This is a genomic window from Rhizobium sp. BK399 (assembly GCF_014194695.1).
Lineage (GTDB): Bacteria > Pseudomonadota > Alphaproteobacteria > Rhizobiales > Rhizobiaceae > Rhizobium.
This window is the reverse complement of record NZ_JACIAH010000010.1, coordinates 98,214-117,565: the sequence shown is the minus strand read 5'-3', so window position 1 is coordinate 117,565 and position 19,352 is coordinate 98,214. Positions and strand designations below refer to the sequence as shown.

Here is a 19,352-nt window from a genome sequence, read left to right as displayed (position 1 = left end):
TTGCCCCGCACCGACCCTTCATTCCTAGACCAGCGTGAAGACCGCACAGGGCTTGGCTATCCCCCGTAGCTGGTGCTCTCCGGCAGCGACGAGGGGCATCACCACCTCGGCGGCCACAGCTCCTGAAACCAGGACACTGTGTCCCAAGGGTTTGCATAGTCCTTCAAGTCGACTGACAAGGTTCACTGCTGGCCCGATCGCCGTAAAATCGAGCCTATCCGCAGCGCCGACGTTGCCCCAAAGGATCTCCCCGAAATGCACGGCAATTCCGAATGGAAGCGCTGGTGCCCCCTTATCCTGACGCAAGGAATCGAGGTGAGCCATGCCGGCGCGGGCCGAGGAGACAGCGCGCAGTGCCGCTTCGCACGCGGATCGCGGCGTGCTGGTAACGGGAAAGATTGCGAGCACACCATCGCCCATGAATTTCAGCACCTCGCCGCCAAACGCATGCACCGCACCGGCAATCCGGTCGAACCAGGCGTCGAGCATCGCGATCATCACGGCAGGCTCTGTTGCCTCGGAAAGAGCGGTGAAGTCGCGCAGATCCGCACACAGCAAGGCAGCCTGTATCGTTTCGCCGACGCCACGGGTCATCGCTCCGGCCTGTACGCGCGCGGCACTTCTGCGGCCAAGATAAGCTTCGAGAAGGGCCGTCAGCCCTGCCCTCGCTGACAACGCAGCGACGGACGGTGCGGCGAACCGGGCCACGTCCTTCAGGCAGAGGCCCTCGCTGTCGGCAAACGGCCGGGCTCCCGCCCATCCAAGGGTAGCGTTGCCTGGAGGTTTGCCGACAATGCTTTCCTCAACTGGTCCCAGTCCCAAAAGCCACTGACCGTCGGCCTCCCTCAACAAGGTGTTGGAAAAGCTGAGAGCCTCGATGACCTCTCCCGTTTCGGCACGCCAGAGCCAGGTGCGACGCGTGATGATCGGGTGTGGCGCGGCAAGGGTCAGTGCGCCACCCGCAATCGGCATGCCATCGAGAAGAAGCCTGCGACCCAGTTCCGCGAGGAACCACTCGGGACTTGGCGCAGAGCCAGCCTCATCGAGAAGCCATGTGAGGGAGGGTGAAAGCTCCATATCTTCATGCCGTCATGGCGAGACCATCGTTCGCTCCGAGGTAAGGTCCACATTTAGCGTAGACGGCCCTCCTGTTTGCAGCCATCAAACCCGGCCTCTCCAGGGATCCGGACCCAGTGTGCGCCCAGCTGCACATTCTGCAAGCCGTCCCAGATAGTGCTCCCAGCCTTCCGAATGGCCGGCGCATTGCTCTGCGTTGGGCAGCCCTGAATGGGTCAACTTCAATAGCGTCCCGTCCGGCTTTTCGATCAGATCGATCTCCACCAGACTTGAGCCGGGTGGCACGATCTCGCTTCCATCCCAGCCGAAACTGTAGGCAAGCCGGTGTACAGGTATCACCTCCCGAAACGATCCCCTGGCGAAACGAGAGCCGGTGACGTTGACGAGGTAAAGCCCGCCCGGTTGTGGTTCGACCTCGGCCTCAGTTCCCATCCATCGCAGGATCTTTTCAGGATCGGTCAGCAAGGCAAAAACGGCAGATGGCGGCGCCGGGATGTGGGCCTCACGGTGAACGACTGTCTGCTCCTGCATGGTTCCTCCCGTTTCGGCCAGGGCCGCCCGCGCAACCCGGTGACCTCTACATGTCTCTTCTCATCAAGCACATAGGAGGCCAGCCGAGCGCAACAAGCTCATAAGATCGCCGGCAAGCGATTTTGACGTCACAATGCGGCCCCTGGCGGAAGCGAAAAACAACGCTCGCCGGTCACCGCCGGTGTTGGTCGAACCGTCGTGGGGCGTGGCTCGCAAGCTCTCGGGGTACGGTGACAGCGCTGTCACTGTCGGCGGTCGCCACGCGCTGATCATTGCGGTCAATGTCTGAGCCGTGCCTTCAACGCGCTTTCGGCATGTGGATCGAAATAATGGTAGAGCGCGGTTGCCCTGACTGTTCCGGGATCGCAAGGCTCGTTCGCATGGATGCTGCGATAGCCCCAGAAGAAATAAAGGGATCCGGGGACCATCTTTATCCGCGTGAAGGACGTCGGATCCTTCTCGGCACGGTCTCTCAGGGACTTCTGGCGGACCTTGTCCACCAGGATCTTGTCGAGGAGGTTGCCGACATAGCTGGCGCGAACGGGCCGCCTGTTCGGGACCATGTAAAGATCGCCGGGCCTGCCTGCCGTCGGTATTACGATCGGGATCAACGCCGTTATCAGATAGGAATCATAGTGGAAATTGAGGGAGTGCTCGGTCATGCCTTTTCCCGTGAGGCACCGCAACACCTGATGGAATTCGACCGGAGGGGCCGGCCTTCTTCGGCTCGCCTCGTAAAGACGCCTGAAGATCGACTGAAACCGGCCTGACTGTGCCAGTTCATCCAGTCCCGATCCCCTGACTGCTTCGCTTCCTTGAAATGCGACATATTCGTGCTTTGACCCGGTTACCGACGAAGCCACAAAAGCCTGCATGGTCGAGAGGCTTGCTGCGTCCACGAAATCTGGAATGCAGCAAAAACCGTCGCGTTCCATCGCCGCGAAGAGCGTCTGTAAATGGTCGTCGGAAATATCGGGTGTCCTGGCATCAAGCGCATTGGCGGCATCCATTCCGGACCTCGAAGCGTTTGCAGCTGGTCCGCGGATCATAGTGCAGTGCAAAAATTTGTCCAGACGGGATAGCGACTGAGCCTCCCCGTTGGCAAAATCGCTCGCGAGCCACGATGACGGTCGAGAGATCGCATGGCTTTAAGGTCACGGCTACGCCATTTCCACTAACGATGGGAGTGGACGGAGCCGTCGGCTTGTGGCGTATACTTGCCGGCATAACGAGGGCGGAAGGATGAATCGGGAAGCAGCCATGCAGCAACGCAGAGGGCTGGCGTCGATACGCCGTGAACGGCTCCTTGCGTTCGGTCTTCTGACGAGCGTCGTGTTCCTGATTTCAGGTCAATCGATCTTCGCTCTGCTTTCCAATCCCGTCTGGCTGTTCATCATTTTTGCATGGCTGTTTTCAGTCGTCCTCGGCTGCGCATTGTCGGTCGTTCGCCATGCCGACGATCTCGCAGAACGCCTGGGTGAGCCCTACGGGACGCTCATCCTGACGCTTGCGATCACATCCATCGAAGTCATGGCGATCACGGCGGTGATGCAACATGGCGAAAACAACCCGACCCTGGTGCGCGACACGCTTTTTGCCGTCGTGATGATCATCCTCAACGGCATGGTCGGACTGTCACTGCTGGTTGGCGGCTGGCGGCGCCATGACCAGCATCACAACCTCCAGGGCGCCAATGCCTATCTCGGTGTCATCGTGCCACTGGCCACGCTCAGCATGATCATGCCGAATTTCACCCATTCGGCGAGCGGACCGCCCTACTCCTTCGTCCAGCAGACAGTCCTCGCCTTTATTTCGGTCGGTCTCTACAGCGTGTTTTTGAGCTTGCAGACCGGACGCCATAGAGAATTCTTTGTCGACGATACCGGCGAAGCCCGCCCCGAGCGCGTCGAAACGGAAGAACGAGGCCTGCTTCTTCCCGTCATCCTGCTGGTGGCCTACATGGCACTCGTCGTCTTCCTAGTCGAGGAACTTGCCGCGCCGATCGATTACTTCATCGAGACGCTGCATGCCCCCGCAGCATTGGGCGGGGTGATCATGGCAATCCTCGTCGCTACACCCGAGGCAATCAGCGCGGTCAGGGCATCGGTCGCCAATCACCTGCAGCGATCCGTCAACATTTTCCTGGGGTCCGTGCTCTCGACGATAGGATTGACCGTCCCGGCAATGCTGGTGATCAGCCACGTCACCGGGCACCCTGTCGTGCTTGGTCTGGACCGTACGGATTCCGTCATGCTCATCCTGACGCTCGCACTCAGCATCATCACCTTCGCAAGCGGGCGCACGCATCTGATGCAGGGGGCCGTGCACCTTGTCCTTTTCGTGGCCTATTTCCTGCTGATATTTGAAACCTGAGGTAACGCTTCCCGCGGACAGGATGTCTTGCGCGGCTCATCAATCGATACCCAAGGCCTTCAGCCTCGTGCCATACTTTTTTTCAGGGAAGCGGCACTAATCGCGAGCGCCTCAACCTTGGCCAGCTCGATCAGTCTTTCGCGGGCTGGCATCGGTGTCAGATTATGGTCGGCATCGGGAAAGAGGTGCAGTGCCACGTTGGGATAGGCCGACAATCTTTCGCCCGCATCGCCAAAATTGACCCTGAACATATCCTGGCCCTCGTCCCCTTCGGTGTAGACGATTGCGAGCGGCATGCTGCGATCGGCAAGAACCTGGAAATCACGGTGCACCTGCCGGGTCAGTTGCGTCAGTGGCTTGGCGGGCGCAAAAACCGACGACAGCCGGCTCGCCATTCGGTCAACAAGACGCACGGAAATGTTCCTGGTCACCGCGCGAAGGTCGAGATCGCCCGCCCACAGACGAAGCAGGCTTTCCCGATCGAGCGCATTCTTGAGGTAAGACTTCAGGGTCTTTGGAAGCCCTCTGAACCGCCACCGGAACGCAACCGGGTTGACGAGGATGCAGGCGTCCCAGCGAGGATCGGCAAGGACGCTACGAAACGCGACGTAGGCACCACTGCATCGCCCGATCAGGATCGTGCTGCCACCTGGGCCATGCTGCTCGAGAAAGTCTCGCGCGATTATGACATCGTCCACCTGCGCCTCGTCATAGAGAACCTGCCTGCGCCGACCCGGCACCGGCGGACTATCCCCGACGCCGGCGCTGTCAAATCTGAACGATGCCACCCCGGCGGTTGCGAGCGCGCGCGCAAGCTCGACCGAGAACCGTCCCCAGCCCGCCGCATGATCATAAGCCGTCGTCAGAATGACAGCCGTTACACCGGCGAACGAATCTGTCGGCTCGCACAGGATGCCATGGAGCCGCTCGTCCGGACCGAACCGAACCGCGGTTTCGCGAATGCACCTTGATCGAACCGATGCGACGGGCATCGGCATTGTCCTCGCCGAAAGGCGCCCGCTTTGGTAGCCGGGAAGAGACTGGACCCAATCGATCAGATCCCGGGCCACGGCGTCAGGAATTTCCTGATTGAGGGGATTGGACACAAACGCATCATAACCGGCAAAATCAGTCGCACGCAGCCGGCATCCAGCCGCTTCCAGCTGATGACAGAGGGTGACGTCACTTTCGAGACCGGGGCGAACGGCAAGGAACAGATCAGGGGGGGCATCGATCTCCACCTTCGTGAGGTCCAGGCGCCGGAGGTCATCAGCAACGGCCCGCGGCATGCGTATCCCGGCAATCGATCCGGCCGCGTTGTCCCGCAACTCGGGCTTGATACCGAGCCCGTCGTCGATGAGCCTGGAATACAGCGACAGCTCGCGGAGATAGGCCCGCCCCTTCAGCACAGGCGCCAGGAGGGCAAGGGCGTCCGGCGACGGCCGCTTATCGGCAGATAGAAGGGCGAGGCTCGCACCGATCCCCTGTCCGAGGAAAACGAGACTGCGCGCTCCAGAAAGCTCCCGGAGGGTTTCCGCGGCCGTTGCAACCTGCTGCTGCCAGACCGAGAGACCGCGTTCGCCGGCGGTTTCGTCGAGCGAATTAACCGTGCCCGAAAAATCGAACCGAAGGCTGGCCATGCCGATGCCCGAGAGGCGCTCGGCCAGAATCCGGTAGAACCTGCGCGTGCACATCTCCTCCATCCCCCAGGGATTGAGAAAAAGCACGGCCACGCCGCTTGGCCGCGTGCCCTGATCCGCTTCGGCATACAGGCCCGTGCTTGATCCGAAAGCCACCGGCCGCGAGGCGCAGCACGCGCCTGTGACCGAATTCGCGCCATTCTCTATCGTTGTTGTCATCCCATGCCCCAACCCGGCCCCCGCCGTGCGTCCTTCCCTGGCTTCTTCCTTAGGTGGTAAGGATTAGCGGAATCTGTACGGAGTGCGCCTCTTCCCTTGCATTGCCGCCAATCACGCAAACGTGTTCGTCCTCAGGCAAGTCGCAGCCGCTTCGTCAATGCGACGCGGACGCCGGCGAGATTGAGTGCAATGCCGGCAAGCGTATAGACGACGACGCCGGTGATGATTGGCGCTGCGAGGTCAAGCACCACATTACCGGTCGGGTGCCGCCCGACGATGACGGTCGGCACGGCCATCGTTGCGGTCGCGAGGCTGACCTTGAGGATCGGTCTGAGCTCGAATGGCAAGCGGTGAGCCCGATAGGACAGGAAATAGCCCGCGATCGCGCCGCCTATCTCGGCAATCAACAGCGCGTAAGCCGCCCCGACCAATTGGAACCGCGGGACAAGGACAAACATGGCGGCAACGTTGATCGCCAGGATGATCAAGCCCTGGACACCCATCAGCCCCGGCTTCTTTGCCAGCTGGAAACTGACGTGAACGAACTGATAGGAGATCGATCGGAACAGCCAGGCAAAGACCAGGATTGGCATCAGCATCGCAGCAGCGTCCCGAAACTCTGGCCCAAGGATCAAGGAGGCGAACCCTGGCGCCACCAGCGCCAGCCCGACGACCATCGGCATCAGCACGGCCAGAAGCATCTCGGCTGTTTCCGTCAGATGCCGGTTGGTGGCCTCGCGGCCGTCCTGCGTCAACAGCCGGATCGCCACAGGGATCGTGGCAGATCCGATCGCGACGCCTGGAAACAGGATGATCTGACGCACCAGATCGGCAGCAGCGCCATAGACACCGGCGGCCGTCTCGCCCATGTAGGTCACGATGATCATGCGGTCGAGGACGGTGTGGAGGACGAAGACGAAGGACGACGCCGTCATCGGAATCCCGAAGCGCAGCATATCCTTCAGCAGATCGACATCGAAGGGATGGCGAGGCCGACGCCAGACGCCCGGCGCGTAGACGAGGAGTGTTACGAGGTAGGAGCAGGCGACGCTGACGAGCAGGCCCTGCCCTCCCATGCCAAACAGCATCACAAGACCAGCCGAGAATATGACGGTCAGCACCGCGCGCAGAATGACGGACCACATGTAGGCTCCCGTCTGCTGGCGTGATCTGAAGATCTCCTGGACGAATTCGAAAAGCCCCACCATGAACGCGACGAACACGGCGGGCACGACATAGGGCGATGAATTCTCGGCGATCAGCCACGTCACGGCAACGACCAGCGGGCTGACCAGCATGAGCCCGCCATAGGCATAGAGCGCGGTTGTGCGGACATCCTTCCTTCCGCCTTCGGATTCGAAACGCAGTACCGAGAATTTTATCCAGCCGAAGAGCAGCGTCGAGATTACACCGGCGACGCCCGTTCCGACGACATAGATCCCATATTCATGCGGGCTGAGCATACGCGTGAACAGCACCACCGAAACGAAGCCGAAGGCTGCGGATACGGCATTCGCGATCATATAGGTCGAAATCTGGCGAAACATCATTCAGCCGCGCGCGTGAACTCGTCGATCACTTTCATCAACGCCTTCGGTCGGCACGAGGCATCAAGCGGCAGCGGCCGGTTCGGCTTGCCGTCCGATCGCTTGAACCACATCGGCACCCAGGTATAGCGATCCGTAATCCCCCAGGTGAGGACGGCGCTCGGACGCGCGGCCTCGCCGATTGCAGCGAGGAAATCACCCGCACGCCTGGCCACGATCCGGTCGCGGTCGTACTCGTTGGGGGGCAGCTTGTCGTCGATGACGTCGAGCTCGGTGACGAGAACATCGAGCTGCATTCCCTTCACGTCTTCCACGAACCTCGACAGTCCTTCCCTGTCGATCTCCAGGTCTCCGGGCAGGTGCCCCTGTATTCCGACAGCATGGAACGGAACATCACGATCCTTCAGGCTGCGCAGGAGATCGAGCAAGGCCTTGCGCCGGTCGCGGCACTGGGATGTCGGGTTTTCGACGTTGTAGTCGTTGATGACGAGCTGCGCCGAGGGGTCGACCGCGGCCGCGGTCCGAAGGGCAATCTCGATATAGCGTGGGCCAAGACGTTCCTGCCAGATTGAATTGCGTATGACAGAGCCGCGCATCGGCGTTTCGGCAATCGCCTCGTTTACGACGTCCCAGCTGGGGATCCGTCCCCGATAGCGTCCGACGACGGTCGTGATGTGATGGACGAGCTCGCGTTCGGCTTCTGCCGCACTGGCAATGGTTTTCGTCCAGTCCGGCATGGCGCCATACCAAGCAAGCGTATGCCCCCGCATCTGCATCCCGTTGCGGTTGGCGAAGTCGATCAGGCGATCGGGCTGCTCGAAAACGAACTGCTCCTGGCTCGGACGCAGATCGATCCATTTGAGGCCGCCTTCACCGACCACGATCTGACAGTGATCGATAATGGCTTCCTTGTAGTCGAACTCCGTGTCGAGAAGGTCCGTGCGCACCGCCGCGCCGTAGGGAATGCCGCCTCTTGCGAATGCCGCCTGCGCGGTGATGTCGTTTCGAACGAGGCTATCGAAGGCGCCCGTTGACGCCAGGCCGGCACCCAGGGCACCGAGAACGAAATCCCGCCTGCGCATTGATCAACATCCTTCGATTTGTCTTCAAATGAGACAGGGTTCGGCCGGGCGCGCCAGCCAAGCCTTGAGAGTCCGGCTTTTATCGAACGCCTGTGTCGCGCGCACGCAACAAATGAAATCGCCATTAATGGATAGTTAAGGAAAATCAGGTCTTTTGACCGTATATTTCGCGTTATTTCGCGCCGTGTCACTCAGATCTCGCCGCCATGTACGAAGCCGCTACCAGACATCAGACTCCGGTCATCAGCACGCGCGGCTGGACGACACGCCAGGAGGGGCGTGTCGGACAAGCCCGGCCAGGCCTGACCCTGGTCGAACCGGCGCCGCTGCAGGGCCGTCTGGCCGTGGTCCAGGAACTCCTTCAGTTCGATCTGACGCGTATCCTAACCTGGCTCAGGAAAGGCGTCATTCTCATCATCTCTTGTGCGCTCCTCGGGGCGGTTGCAGGGTATGCCGTCGTCTTCGTCGTCAAGCCGCGCTATACCGCCGGCATCGACCTCCTGGTCGACCCGTCGAACCTTCGCGTCGTTGCCGACGACATCTTTTCCGAGAGCATCCAGAGGGACACCCAGCTCCTGGATGTCGAGAGCAAATTGCGCGTCCTGACCTCAGGCAACGTGTTGAACCGCGTGGTTGGTGACCTGAAGCTCACCTCGGATCCGGAATTCGCGTCTCAGACATCGAAGGATCCGGGCTCCGACGCGCTTCGCACGCTCGCCAAGCGCGTCACGGCCCGCCGCGACGAACGATCCTTCATCGTTAACGTCGCCGTGTGGACGCAGGATGCTGCCAAGTCGGTCACAATCACCAACGCGATCGCGTCGGCGTTCCAGGAAGAACTTGCCAGGGCGGAGTCGGAAGGCGCTGGACGGGCAGCCAGTTCGCTGTTTGCGCGCCTCGGCGACCTGAAGGCGGAGGTTGCCAAGGCAGAGGCTGCCGTCGAGGTGTTCAAGCGGGAACAGGGCTTGCAGTCGAGCTCCGGCGAACTGGTCAGCACCCTCATGTCGAACCAGACGAACACCCAGCTCATCGATGCCAAGGCGCGTCTCATCCAGGCGCAATCACGCTACAACGAGCTCGTATCGACCAATCCGAAGAACCGCCTGAACGCATCTGCCCTGCAATCGGAAACGATGACGATGCTGCGAACCCAATATTCGACGTTGCGCCAACGGGCGACGTCGCAATCGGCGATCCTTGGACCAAAGCATCCGATGATCGTCACGCTTCAGCCGCAGCTTCGCGCGCTGGAGGGCCAGATCGATGCGGAGACCGCACGGATCGTGCAATCGGCGAAGGCAGAGCTTGATCAGGCGAAGTCGGCCCTTGACGCACTCAATTCGGAAGCCAACCAGATGAAGACATCCGTCTTCCAGGATACGGCAGCGCAAATTCATCTGCGCGAACTCGAACGCGAGGCACGCGCCAAGGCAACGGTCTACGAGGCTTTCATGGCAAGGGCCGGCGAAGCCGCCGAGCGCCAGCAGATCGACACGACCAACGTCCGGATCGTCTCCCCCGCCGTTGTGCCGTCAGCGCGAAGCTTTCCGCCGCGTGGCTACGTGCTGTCAGGTGCGGGCGGCATCCTCGGCCTCGGACTTGGGATTTTCGCAGCCCTTCTCTCCGGTTTTTGGCGCGACTATCGACGGCTGATTGACAGCGAGGCCAAGACCCATGACTAAGGTCGTCGGGGCCGTGTCGAGCCGAGACGGCCGCGGCTTCGCCGCCTTCCTGTTTCTCCTGATCCTCGGCTACTTCTGGATCGGCCTGAACCCCTTTCCCGACCCGAATGCCACCAGCCTCTCCACGCCCTATGGCGCGAGTTCGAACGTCTTCAACCAGTTGATCGTCGTCGCCATGTCGGGTGTGGTACTGGTTACGGTCCTGCGAAACCCGGCCCGCCAACTGTTGTTGCGCCCACATGGCCTGCTGGCCTGTCTGCTTGTCTGGATGCTGTTTACGGGCCTGTTTGCCGGTGATCCGGCCGCAGCCTACCGCCGCATTATCTTTGCGATACTGGTCTGCCTGTGCGCCAATGCCATGCTTCTCATTCCGCGCGATGGCCAGCAGTTCGCAGGACTGATGTCGATCGGCATGGGTTTCGCGATCGCTCTTTCCTATCTCGGCGTCATCGCCCTGCCGCACCTTGCGATCCACCAGGCCACCGACGCCCTCGAGCAATCGCTTGCGGGCGACTGGCGCGGTCACTTCGGCCACAAGAACGTTGCTGCTGCCGCCATGGTCTATGCCGTTTTCTTCGGTCTCTATGCGAGAAAGGCCGGGCACATCAGGCTTGGTCTGCTGATGACCCTTTCGGCGGCGTTCTTCGTGCTCCACGCCGGCGGAAAGACCTCTGCAGCAATGCTGCCGGCAATCCTTGTTCTTGCCTGGACATTCGAACGTTGGCCGAAGGCCGGCGCCGCCATGCTGCTTGCTGGCCTCATTGGCCTGAACCTCATGCTGTTGACGGCAGCCGTATCGACGTCGTTCAGCACTTTGCTCGCCTCTGCCGGGATCGATCCGACGTTTACGGATCGTGGTTCGATCTGGCGCCTGGCGTTGTCGGCAATCGCCGCGCGGCCCATCATCGGCTATGGTTTCCAGTCGTTCTGGCAGACCGAAGCCTTGTTCAACAGCGGCCAGGCGATGACGACATGGGCCGTGACCGCGGCCAATTCTCATAACGGCTATGTCGAACAGCTGATCAATGGCGGAATACCGGCACTGGCGATGGTGTTTGTCTGGCTTGTCATCCTGCCGATCGGATACGCCACACGCGCCTTGAAGGGAAGAAACGACCGGGCATTGACCCGGCTTTTCCTGCGGATCTGGTTGTTTTCCCTGTTTCTCGCCTGCCTCGAAAGCCCGTTCTTCGGCAATAGCGGACCGATCTGGTTTACGATGCTTGTTGCCGTCTTCGGGCTGCGCCTGCAGGCAAATGCCGGTCTCGTGAGCACGGCGGCGCCCATACCGACGCTGCCGGCAATTCCCGCGGCGCCGACGGCAGAGCGGCTTCGACAGAGCCTGTTAACCTCATGATCAGGCCCTGATTGTAGATTATCCCGCAGCCGGCTAAAGCTTCGCCGTCGCGAGGTGAAACCTCCCCCGAACTGGCCGACTGGACGGTCCTTAATACGACGGGGATTTGGAACATGCAGGAAAGCAAGATGTCCGTAGAGGCCGTGGTCTGCATCCCAACATTTCGACGACCCGCCTGGCTCGCTCGGACGCTGCAATCTGTCTGTGCCCAGGAAACCGATTTTCCATTTGCCGTCGTGGTCGTTGACAATGACGCGGCGAACCCGGTGGGTGCCCGCTACGCACGCGAATTCCTCGCCAGCCAGTGCCAACCATCCCTGGTGCTGACGGAGGAGCGGCAAGGCAACTGTCATGCCATCAACCGCGCGTTCGGCGAAGCCATGGACGCATTTCCCGGCGCCGAGTTCCTGCTGATGATCGACGACGACGAGATCGCCCTCGAAGGCTGGCTTGCGGCGATCGTCGGCACGGCAAGGCGCGAGAAGGCCGATATCGTTGGCGGACCGGTGGTGCGGCAGTTCGAGGTGCCCGTGACCGACGCCGTCAAACGGCATCTTCTTTTCGGTTCGATCGAGGGCACGACGCGCCAGATTGACCAGATCCACGGCTCCGGAAACTGCCTCATCCGCCGGCATGTATTCGAAGGTCTCCCCTCGCCGCTGTTTGACGTGCGCTTCAACTTTCTCGGCGGCGGAGACATGGAGTTTTTCACGAGGTGCCGACGGGCAGGCTACAAGAGCTGGTGGTGCGCGGAGGCGGTGATCCGGGAATTCGTTCCCGAGGAACGGGTTTCGGCCCGCTTCCTGATGACCCGATCCTTGCGAACGGGTAGCATCAACTACGTCATCGATCGGATGCATAGCGGATCAGCCGGAAGAGTGATCGCAAAGAATGCGCTCAGTCTCGGAGCAGGTGCGATGCGCTCGCTGGCGCTGCTCGTCAGGACCCGACGGCTGCTACCGGCAAGCCATCCGCTTTTGGTGTCGATCGGTCGAACCCTCGCCACTCTCGGCGTCCTTCCGACGCCCTATCGCGCCAGCAATTAGGCCGCCGTGCCAAGCGCAATTTGGCGGATCACGTCGATCGGTGTTCGCGTATGCGATTGGACGGCAATCGTCGTCTGTTCGGGCGTCATTTGCCGGATGAGCGCGGAGAGGCCCGCCTGGTCGAGCGCCGGTCCTTCCCAGTAGGTCAGACACGGGCTCTGCGAAACACGCATGTGCCGGTTGGCCAGCTCTTCGTCGTTTGCGACGGCAACACCATAGAGCAGGTACTCCGAAAAATGCCTGACGCGAGCGAGCGCCTGCCACCAGGGAAGGCCGCTCGCCGCTTCGACGCGTTTCGTCATGATATCGACGGTTCGCCGCTCCCAGAGCACCATCTGGCTGATGAAATCGTCGCCTGGCAGGGCGGGTGGCGTCAGGCCGAGCAGCCGATGGGCATTGTGCCACCAGCGGACATGCCTTGGTCGTGATGAATTGACGTCACCGGACGCCACGAAATGAGCGACTTTCGGCTGCTGCGCCAAGGCCCCAACGTCGAAGGGTTTGCAGAAACAGTTGTCGGAATCGATGCACATGACCCGATCGCTCCGCTGCGCGAGGGTCATGGCGATCTTGCGCAACTGTTGCAAATGCCAGCCATAAACCGGAAGGCGCATGTATGGGGCCCACCAGTAGTGCCGGCCACGCCATTTCGGAAGGGACCACAGAGGCGGCAACAGGCTGGACGAAACAACAACGTGGCGCTTTTCGCCTTCGAACCCGGCGAACGCGTCGGCATCCTCGTCCCCCACTACGATGTAGTGGGTGTCGTAACCGGTGACATAGCGGTCGATCGAGTCACACAGCAGCCGGCATCTGTCGCGATCGCCACGATGGCTCGGCGTGATGAGCGATATCGAGGGTTTCATGATCGGATCTTCCGTCAATGGCTGCGCCTGGCAACGGCTCGCAGCATGGCATAGATGGCAACCGGATTGCTGGTGAGGTAGCGCACCGCGAGGCGCCGGGGTTCAAGGATCATGCGATAGAGCCATTCGAGGCCGAGCGCCTGCATCCAATGCGGCGCACGGCTCTTGCTCCCGGCCAGAAAGTCGAAGAGACCGCCTGCCGTCTTGATCAGTCCGACATTGTGCAGCCGCTCGATGTTGCGGACGACGAACTGCTGCTCAAGTGGAACGCCAAAGCCTATCCAAAGAATGTCGGGCGCGGCCGCGTTGATCGCTTCGATGACGGCGTCTTCCTCGGCGCGATCAAAGTAGCCATTGCGCCGTCCGGCAAACCGAAGTCCCGGATAGGCCCTCGTCAGATTTTCGACCGCCCGCGCATTCACCTCTTCGGTGGCGCCCAGAAAATAGAAACTGACATCCGTCTTGGCGGCGCGTGCCGCTACCGCATGGATGAGATCGGTGGTCGCGACGCGCTCCGGCAGCGGCTCAGTCGAGGACAGCTTTGAAAACAGCACAACCGACATCCCGTCGGCGTGGATCTGGTCGGCCTGGCGGGTCAACGAGCGAAAATCGGCATCCTGCTCGCAAAGGGCGATCACCTGACCATTGGCGGATGTCGAATAAAAAGGACGCCCGCCAATACCTCGCCGTTCCAGAGCCAGCCTGATGAACGCGTCCGCGGAGTCGTCCATCCCTGCCCGCACGATCGGAAGGGCTCCGAGCCGATTTGTCGGCCAATCCACCATCGAGTAACTGAGAGGCGCCGACGCACCGCCATGCCTAGCCATTCAAGCACCTTCGAAAACCGGCAACGGTCAAGAACAAGCCTCTCAATTAGCGCTTTTACCGAGCAACCGCAGCAAAACCTCGCGCTATAGTTAACCGCCGTTACTGGTGACGGGACTGGCGTACACACTCATGTTTTCGAAGCCAAAATCGTAAGTTGGCCTTTACGAAAAAGCGGTATCAACGTGTTTCCCCGTCGACCACCGCGCAGAAAGTCCGAAATGTCCAAGCGTCGCTATCTTGCACTTGTCTCTGACGCTGTTCAGACGTGCGGCGTCGAGGAGTTTGCCCGCCAGACAGCGTCAAGACTGGGAATTAGGGGCCGTACGCACCTTCTCGACGGCAAGATCCGCACGCTCGTCTCAGCCCTTGACGACGCCGATGCGGCGATCCTCAATTTCCCTGTGGTGGCCTGGAAACGGAAACTTGCGGAACCTGTTTCCGTCGCGTTGACAACCCGCCTTCGGCGGAAGGATCTCGTCGTCGTGCTGCACGAGTGGGATGCGCTGGACTGGAAGCGCAGGCTTGTCCTTGTCCCTGTCGTGCTCCTTGCAACCCATATCCTGTTTTCGGCGCCCGAAGTGGCCGATGAATTTTCGATAAGTCCCCTGTCGGCCCTTGCAACCCGCAAGCGAGATGTCGTCCCCATTCCGCCGAACCTCGCCCTGCCGTTTTCGCTCAGATCAGGTTCGGTTGCCCAGGCCCTCAAGGAACAGCGCAAAGCCGGTCGCCTTATCCTCGGACAATTCGGTTCAATCTACCCGAGGAAACAGTCGACCGCAGTCCTTGAGGTTGCCGCGCACCTTTTGGCGCATGGCCATGACGTCGGCGTCGTCTTCGTTGGCTCATTCATCCGCGGCCTCGACAATGTGGAGCGCGATTTCTATGCTCTTGCCGACAGGCTAGGCATTGCCGACCGTGTGACGGTAACAGGCTATGTTGCGGATACCGAAGATATTTACGGGATCCTCAACCATGTTGACGTGTTTTGCTACCTGTTCTCGGAAGGGTTGACGGCTCGCCGGGCAAGCGTGCTGGCCGCAAGCTTCGCGGGAAAGCCGATCGTCGTCAATGCGCCGCGACAACGCAATGCGCTTGCTCACCACAGTCTCTTTCGCAAGCTGATTGAGCGCGGAGCGGTGCGGCTGGTGGCAACGGATGCAGGCGTGGGCACGATGGCAGAGGCGGTGTCGAAGGCGCCTCGCGGCGGTGTTGCGCCACTTGATGCGACAGCCGAGATTGGCGCCCTGTGGGAATCGGTCATCGACGCGCTCGATGCGCATGCCGCCGCTCACTGATCATTGCTTTCCTATGTCTTGCTCATTTCGAGACCAGTTATCGACGCCCTCGGAACAAAATCGAAATCTTTGTGTTTGAGCGGCAGAGAAGGAAATGAACGACCTTCTCCGCTTTCCTGTACGACAGCCCCGCTTGGGTCTCCCCAGGCGGGGCACGTTTTGTCTAATGGTGGGGTCTTTGTCGCGGTTGTCGCCGGTGGCGACCGTTAACTTTTCGCGTGCCGCCTCTTGAGCTGCAGGGCACCTAATATTAGATTCTCGTTACGTTGTCGTTGAGAGAAAAGGAGGAAAAAATGACGACGTCAGATGTCCTCTGGAATGTCCCTGTTAACGTTCGACTACAGAATGGCACCGAGGTGTCTTTTCAGAGTGTCCACGACACCTTGGACTTCCTCGAGAATGAATGGCCCTCCCCACGCGGAGCCTATCACGATGCAGCTGTCATTAGCTGTCGAAAGGCCCTGAACCACCAGACGCCACCCGCGGTCTGCAAGGAACTCTTTATTGCGGCATGTCTAGAGGCTGGCCTTGCGGCTCGAAACAACATGCGACCGGATGGCAAGCGCTTTTCACCGTCAGTCATCGAGGCTTATTGACCGATCCGCTGAAATCGCGGATTGCCCTTTCGCTGCTGTAGGGCTGTAGGGTTGAGAGATCCTTGGCCAAGGGCTGCGTTAAATCAGTCCTTGGCCATACGATGAGGCACTGTCATTCATGGATAGAGACCCAAGCCCGAATGGTAGCTAGGGGAAGATCACCTTCCATATCGTTGTAGAAGGCCAGGTAATGATGGACATCATCTTCCAGTGCAAGACGGAGCTCCTCGTACTTGGTCACCGCCTCTTCATCTCCGGCCTTGGACGTCAGGTCGTGCAGCATGGTTACTTCACTGTAGATTTCGCACAATTCTCGAACCTGACCTTGTTGGCCCTCCCAGACGCGAAGGCTTGGGCACCGAAGTTTGAGTGATGTCCATCCGTGCCGATAGAGATCGATGGAAACCCTTGCTTTGGCGCTACCTTCAATCATAGGACTTGAAAACTCACCCCGAGGGACTCCAACCGACGCCATTTCGAACGGCAGTGAAAAGATCGGCTATCTGATAACTTCAAATCGAACTGCGCAGGCACAGCAAATGCTCCATTAACGCTCACGCGTGCCCCACCCTCAGATAAATCCTTGACAACGCAATCCAGCACGCAGGCGCCGCCATTAAGCAGGATCTTGGCGCCAATAAACGTCCGTTTTCGATGATCTCTTCTGCCGTCCATGAGGAGCAAAATGGAAGCGAAAGGTAAATGCCTTGTATATTATTAGCCTTTGCGTACGGTAGCAGACAGATGCCGGCATGGCATAAACAACCACTACCTTCCCGTCGCATCGACGGCCTATTATCCTTGCGTCACCAAACTCCAATGGTGACTGGGCCCTGTTCACAGAGCCTCAGGGGCAGGTATTGATCCACCTGGTTCGCACGTCACTAGGCTTCAGGACCTGCCCCATTCCCTGAACGGGTACCACGGTTCCAGTTCCCGCCCTTTAGCCTACACTTGGGAAATAAGAAGGATGTGGCCATAGACGCTGCCTCCTGCGGTCGAGCCTCACGTTCGAAGGCTTGTGGTTGATTGTGACGTCTTCTCCGGGTGGCCCGCGAAAGATGAAGCTCACCCGCTCGAAGGCATGACGCTGGACGACGCACTTGAGATGGCGGATTTGATTCATGCTGAAGACTTGTTCCACCGACACAAGTTGACGCAGCCGCGTCGTCTTTAGGATTTCCACGCTGTATCAGACGATCGGTTTGGGAGTGGGGGGAAGAGCTCCGGATCGTCGGGGGCTGGAGACGCCGAAGAAATGATCCGCCGTCTAAGCTCGAAGCCAGCTATCAGAACAAGACAAGTGAGCAGCATAGCGATTAGCGGGAAGAGGCAAAGAAAAATGCAAAAGGCGGTCAGCCTAGCTGAAATAGCGCCCCTTAGAGCCGCAAGTCTTGTCATGAAAAGAAACCGGAAGAGACTAGCGTGAACAGATAGATTACACCGCACATCAGAAGAAGCAGACGAGGTCTCAGCATGCCATCTCCCGAGTTGCTTTGGGCAGATTGCTACAGGGGGATTGTGCACAGTGCAAGTAGGGGCGTTGTGCTGAAATAATACCCTACGCATTTCGTCTATCTAACCAGGCTCCGTCCGGGGGTAAGCTCCGCAACGCTTGCACACAAGCGCACGGCATGAGGAGGAAGGCTCGACCCCTTGCCCCCCCGAGCCTTCCTTCCACCTGATCATCCTGTGCCACACCTGATTACTCGTCAGGAAAGCTGAACGTGCAAAGTCTGTGGATTGTGTTAGGAACGCGTCTTCAACGATACAGGCGTCCTAAACATGATTGAGCTTTCCCCATCGCTAATTGCAGCATTGAAACTGGCCAAAGACGGAGATCTATATCCGCAGCCGTCGAATAAATGGACGCACCAGAACGCAACGGTGACCTACGCGAAGTCCGACCGCTGGAAGGAACGGCCCCAGAAAGTGAAGTCCGTGACAGCCAAAGCTTTGGATGAGCTAAATGGACTTGGCTTTCTGGAGCGGCGGCATCTCGACGATGACAGGTCGAAAGACGTCTACGGCATTACGATGGCCGGGAAGGTTTGGCTACTTAAGAACAAGTAGACGCGGAGCATTTTCACAATCGGCGATTGCGAGCGAGAGACACTTCCAGGGCCTTAGCGCATTGCGAATGCGCGGCGTTTCCCAGGTCCGGCTTAGCTCGATCCTCGAGCCGGCCTCCAGCCTATCCAAATGAGGAAAACCAGCACTTGTTTGGTGGAAAGTACTATTAGGACCGGTCGAAATGCCGCGTGAAACCAGAGGCTTTGGTCGCTACATGACGTTCAGCGCCGGAGCCGTTCCCGACGACCGACGCAGGTCGGCTCTCTAGAGCGATCCTGTCGCGCGAGGCGAGCCGGCCGCTCAGCCAATAAATCGCCATCACCTGGCGCCGCACCTCTTCTCGGCGACGGTGGTGCGCGTGGCGGGTCGAGCTGGCAACACCGGCTCCTCGCTGCGTTCGCCTTGTCCGATGACAGACACCTTCCGCTTGGACCTAAGTCCGTTAAATCGTTCGACTTTCGAAAGGCGGCGACGGACCATCCAAGGTGTAGCCTTCCAAACGTCCTCGTAACCGAGGACATAGTGAATGCCGGATACCGCGGATGGACCCCTCTCAGCCCCGGGACCTGCTCGTTGTCGGCCCTTGAGAGAATGAGCGCGCACCAGCGAGGAACACGAATGAACTGCTTCGACATTCCGGGCATCATCTTGGCCCTGCTCCTTGTCCTCACCGCGATAGCTTTCGTTGGGAGAGGTTTTTGGTTGGCCTCGCCTTGGATGTTCGGAGGATAAGGCTTCATTGCCGCGAAAAATGCGACATTTTACGGATATCATTTCTGACCCGCAGACGTCATCGTGGCTGGGCGTCGAGAACGGGTTTTGTTAACCGCGACGCAGGGTCGAGAGATCCTTGGCCAAGGGTTGCGTTCCTTCGCCCGAATTATCGTGAGCCGCATGAGCCCAACCTTCAATCACGCTGGAACATTCGGACCACGCTGAAGTTAGACGGATAGAGAAGAAGCGTCGGACACGCTCCCTCAAACGGCTGCATCTGCAGAAACCAGTGTCTGGGCTTCTTCTCGTAGCAAACACCGTCTTATAGCGCGGCGATCAGGATGAGACGGCGCATTGCCTCGCTAAAAATGCTCCTTGATTATTGGCTGTTGCCTCATCTGATTTGCTCCCGGCATTTGTGGGTGC

Annotated in this window: 17 protein-coding genes; 8 read left to right on the top strand and 9 right to left on the bottom strand. The window is 59.7% G+C overall.

Going from position 1 to position 19,352, the window contains the following annotated elements:
- Positions 1–24: 24 nt before the first annotated feature.
- From FHT97_RS20520 to FHT97_RS20510, 3 genes are all read right to left on the bottom strand, one after another.
- Positions 25–1,077, bottom strand: coding sequence for an adenylate/guanylate cyclase domain-containing protein (locus FHT97_RS20520; RefSeq protein ID WP_183864082.1), 1,053 nt, complete (start codon positions 1,075–1,077; stop codon positions 25–27).
- Positions 1,078–1,161: 84 nt separating this feature from the next.
- On the bottom strand, positions 1,162–1,608 hold the full coding sequence (locus FHT97_RS20515; protein ID WP_183864081.1) for an SRPBCC family protein: 447 nt from the start codon (positions 1,606–1,608) through the stop codon (positions 1,162–1,164).
- A 278-nt stretch (positions 1,609–1,886) separates the two neighbouring features.
- Entirely contained in the window at positions 1,887–2,618 is a 732-nt protein-coding gene (locus FHT97_RS20510) for a hypothetical protein (protein WP_183864080.1), read from the bottom strand.
- 250 nt (positions 2,619–2,868) lie between these two features.
- On the opposite strand from FHT97_RS20510, the gene FHT97_RS20505 reads away from it, so the two are divergent.
- Positions 2,869–3,981 carry a calcium:proton antiporter gene (locus tag FHT97_RS20505; protein ID WP_246712702.1) on the top strand — a complete coding sequence of 371 codons (1,113 nt, stop codon included), beginning with the start codon at positions 2,869–2,871 and terminating at the stop codon, positions 3,979–3,981.
- Positions 3,982–4,040: 59 nt separating this feature from the next.
- Here FHT97_RS20505 and FHT97_RS20500 read toward each other — a convergent pair whose 3' ends face one another.
- The 3 genes from FHT97_RS20500 to FHT97_RS20490 all read right to left on the bottom strand — a co-directional run bounded on the left by FHT97_RS20500 (position 4,041) and on the right by FHT97_RS20490 (position 8,469).
- The gene (locus FHT97_RS20500; protein WP_183864078.1) at positions 4,041–5,840 is read right to left on the bottom strand and encodes an alpha/beta hydrolase; all 1,800 of its coding nucleotides are present in this window, start codon (positions 5,838–5,840) and stop codon (positions 4,041–4,043) included.
- 131 nt (positions 5,841–5,971) lie between these two features.
- Positions 5,972–7,390, bottom strand: coding sequence for an oligosaccharide flippase family protein (locus FHT97_RS20495; RefSeq protein WP_183864077.1), 1,419 nt, complete (start codon positions 7,388–7,390; stop codon positions 5,972–5,974).
- On the bottom strand, positions 7,387–8,469 hold the full coding sequence (locus FHT97_RS20490) for an endo-1,4-beta-xylanase (protein WP_183864076.1): 1,083 nt from the start codon (positions 8,467–8,469) through the stop codon (positions 7,387–7,389). Before FHT97_RS20490 ends, FHT97_RS20495 begins: the two co-directional genes overlap by 4 nt.
- Before the next feature lie 206 nt (positions 8,470–8,675).
- Between FHT97_RS20490 and FHT97_RS20485 the strand changes: the two genes are divergently transcribed.
- From FHT97_RS20485 to FHT97_RS20475, 3 genes are all read left to right on the top strand, one after another.
- Positions 8,676–10,151, top strand: a complete 1,476-nt coding sequence (locus FHT97_RS20485) for a GumC family protein (protein WP_183864075.1) — start codon at positions 8,676–8,678, stop codon at positions 10,149–10,151.
- A complete protein-coding gene (locus FHT97_RS20480) occupies positions 10,144–11,508 on the top strand; it encodes an O-antigen ligase (RefSeq protein ID WP_183864074.1) in 1,365 nt (454 codons plus the stop codon). Before FHT97_RS20485 ends, FHT97_RS20480 begins: the two co-directional genes overlap by 8 nt.
- 113 nt (positions 11,509–11,621) lie before the next feature.
- Entirely contained in the window at positions 11,622–12,554 is a 933-nt protein-coding gene (locus FHT97_RS20475; RefSeq protein ID WP_183864073.1) for a glycosyltransferase family 2 protein, read from the top strand.
- On the opposite strand, the gene FHT97_RS20470 is transcribed toward FHT97_RS20475, so the two are convergent.
- Together FHT97_RS20470 and FHT97_RS20465 are read right to left on the bottom strand one after the other, a co-directional pair.
- Complete coding sequence (locus FHT97_RS20470) at positions 12,551–13,420, bottom strand: DUF6492 family protein (protein ID WP_183759057.1); 870 nt, start codon at positions 13,418–13,420, stop codon at positions 12,551–12,553. The genes FHT97_RS20475 and FHT97_RS20470 overlap by 4 nt on opposite strands.
- A gap of 14 nt (positions 13,421–13,434) precedes the next feature.
- Positions 13,435–14,205, bottom strand: coding sequence for a WecB/TagA/CpsF family glycosyltransferase (locus FHT97_RS20465; RefSeq protein ID WP_183759095.1), 771 nt, complete (start codon positions 14,203–14,205; stop codon positions 13,435–13,437).
- 261 nt (positions 14,206–14,466) lie between these two features.
- Between FHT97_RS20465 and FHT97_RS20460 the strand changes: the two genes are divergently transcribed.
- From FHT97_RS20460 to FHT97_RS20450, 3 genes are all read left to right on the top strand, one after another.
- Complete coding sequence (locus FHT97_RS20460) at positions 14,467–15,543, top strand: glycosyltransferase (protein WP_183864072.1); 1,077 nt, start codon at positions 14,467–14,469, stop codon at positions 15,541–15,543.
- A 293-nt stretch (positions 15,544–15,836) separates the two neighbouring features.
- The gene (locus tag FHT97_RS20455; protein WP_183864071.1) at positions 15,837–16,139 is read left to right on the top strand and encodes a DUF982 domain-containing protein; all 303 of its coding nucleotides are present in this window, start codon (positions 15,837–15,839) and stop codon (positions 16,137–16,139) included.
- A gap of 190 nt (positions 16,140–16,329) precedes the next feature.
- Positions 16,330–16,512, top strand: coding sequence for a hypothetical protein (locus FHT97_RS20450; protein ID WP_183759050.1), 183 nt, complete (start codon positions 16,330–16,332; stop codon positions 16,510–16,512).
- Between the two features lie 56 nt (positions 16,513–16,568).
- Here FHT97_RS20450 and FHT97_RS20445 read toward each other — a convergent pair whose 3' ends face one another.
- The gene (locus FHT97_RS20445) at positions 16,569–16,814 is read right to left on the bottom strand and encodes a PilZ domain-containing protein (RefSeq protein WP_183864070.1); all 246 of its coding nucleotides are present in this window, start codon (positions 16,812–16,814) and stop codon (positions 16,569–16,571) included.
- A gap of 1,110 nt (positions 16,815–17,924) precedes the next feature.
- Here FHT97_RS20445 and FHT97_RS20440 point away from each other — a divergent pair.
- The gene (locus tag FHT97_RS20440) at positions 17,925–18,212 is read left to right on the top strand and encodes a hypothetical protein (RefSeq protein ID WP_183759048.1); all 288 of its coding nucleotides are present in this window, start codon (positions 17,925–17,927) and stop codon (positions 18,210–18,212) included.
- Positions 18,213–19,352: the final 1,140 nt, after the last annotated feature.

Excerpts from the sequence above, each read along its gene's own strand:
- FHT97_RS20520 (WP_183864082.1), bottom strand. The coding sequence starts at position 1,077 with ATGGAGCTTTCACCCTCCCTCACATGGCTTCTCGATGAGGCTGGCTCT.
- FHT97_RS20515 (WP_183864081.1), bottom strand. The coding sequence starts at position 1,608 with ATGCAGGAGCAGACAGTCGTTCACCGTGAGGCCCACATCCCGGCGCCG.
- FHT97_RS20510 (WP_183864080.1), bottom strand. The coding sequence starts at position 2,618 with ATGGATGCCGCCAATGCGCTTGATGCCAGGACACCCGATATTTCCGAC.
- FHT97_RS20505 (WP_246712702.1), top strand. The coding sequence starts at position 2,869 with ATGCAGCAACGCAGAGGGCTGGCGTCGATACGCCGTGAACGGCTCCTT.
- FHT97_RS20500 (WP_183864078.1), bottom strand. The coding sequence starts at position 5,840 with ATGACAACAACGATAGAGAATGGCGCGAATTCGGTCACAGGCGCGTGC.
- FHT97_RS20495 (WP_183864077.1), bottom strand. The coding sequence starts at position 7,390 with ATGATGTTTCGCCAGATTTCGACCTATATGATCGCGAATGCCGTATCC.
- FHT97_RS20490 (WP_183864076.1), bottom strand. The coding sequence starts at position 8,469 with ATGCGCAGGCGGGATTTCGTTCTCGGTGCCCTGGGTGCCGGCCTGGCG.
- FHT97_RS20485 (WP_183864075.1), top strand. The coding sequence starts at position 8,676 with ATGTACGAAGCCGCTACCAGACATCAGACTCCGGTCATCAGCACGCGC.
- FHT97_RS20480 (WP_183864074.1), top strand. The coding sequence starts at position 10,144 with ATGACTAAGGTCGTCGGGGCCGTGTCGAGCCGAGACGGCCGCGGCTTC.
- FHT97_RS20475 (WP_183864073.1), top strand. The coding sequence starts at position 11,622 with ATGCAGGAAAGCAAGATGTCCGTAGAGGCCGTGGTCTGCATCCCAACA.
- FHT97_RS20470 (WP_183759057.1), bottom strand. The coding sequence starts at position 13,420 with ATGAAACCCTCGATATCGCTCATCACGCCGAGCCATCGTGGCGATCGC.
- FHT97_RS20465 (WP_183759095.1), bottom strand. The coding sequence starts at position 14,205 with ATGGTGGATTGGCCGACAAATCGGCTCGGAGCCCTTCCGATCGTGCGG.
- FHT97_RS20460 (WP_183864072.1), top strand. The coding sequence starts at position 14,467 with ATGTCCAAGCGTCGCTATCTTGCACTTGTCTCTGACGCTGTTCAGACG.
- FHT97_RS20455 (WP_183864071.1), top strand. The coding sequence starts at position 15,837 with ATGACGACGTCAGATGTCCTCTGGAATGTCCCTGTTAACGTTCGACTA.
- FHT97_RS20450 (WP_183759050.1), top strand. The coding sequence starts at position 16,330 with ATGATGGACATCATCTTCCAGTGCAAGACGGAGCTCCTCGTACTTGGT.
- FHT97_RS20445 (WP_183864070.1), bottom strand. The coding sequence starts at position 16,814 with ATGGACGGCAGAAGAGATCATCGAAAACGGACGTTTATTGGCGCCAAG.
- FHT97_RS20440 (WP_183759048.1), top strand. The coding sequence starts at position 17,925 with ATGATTGAGCTTTCCCCATCGCTAATTGCAGCATTGAAACTGGCCAAA.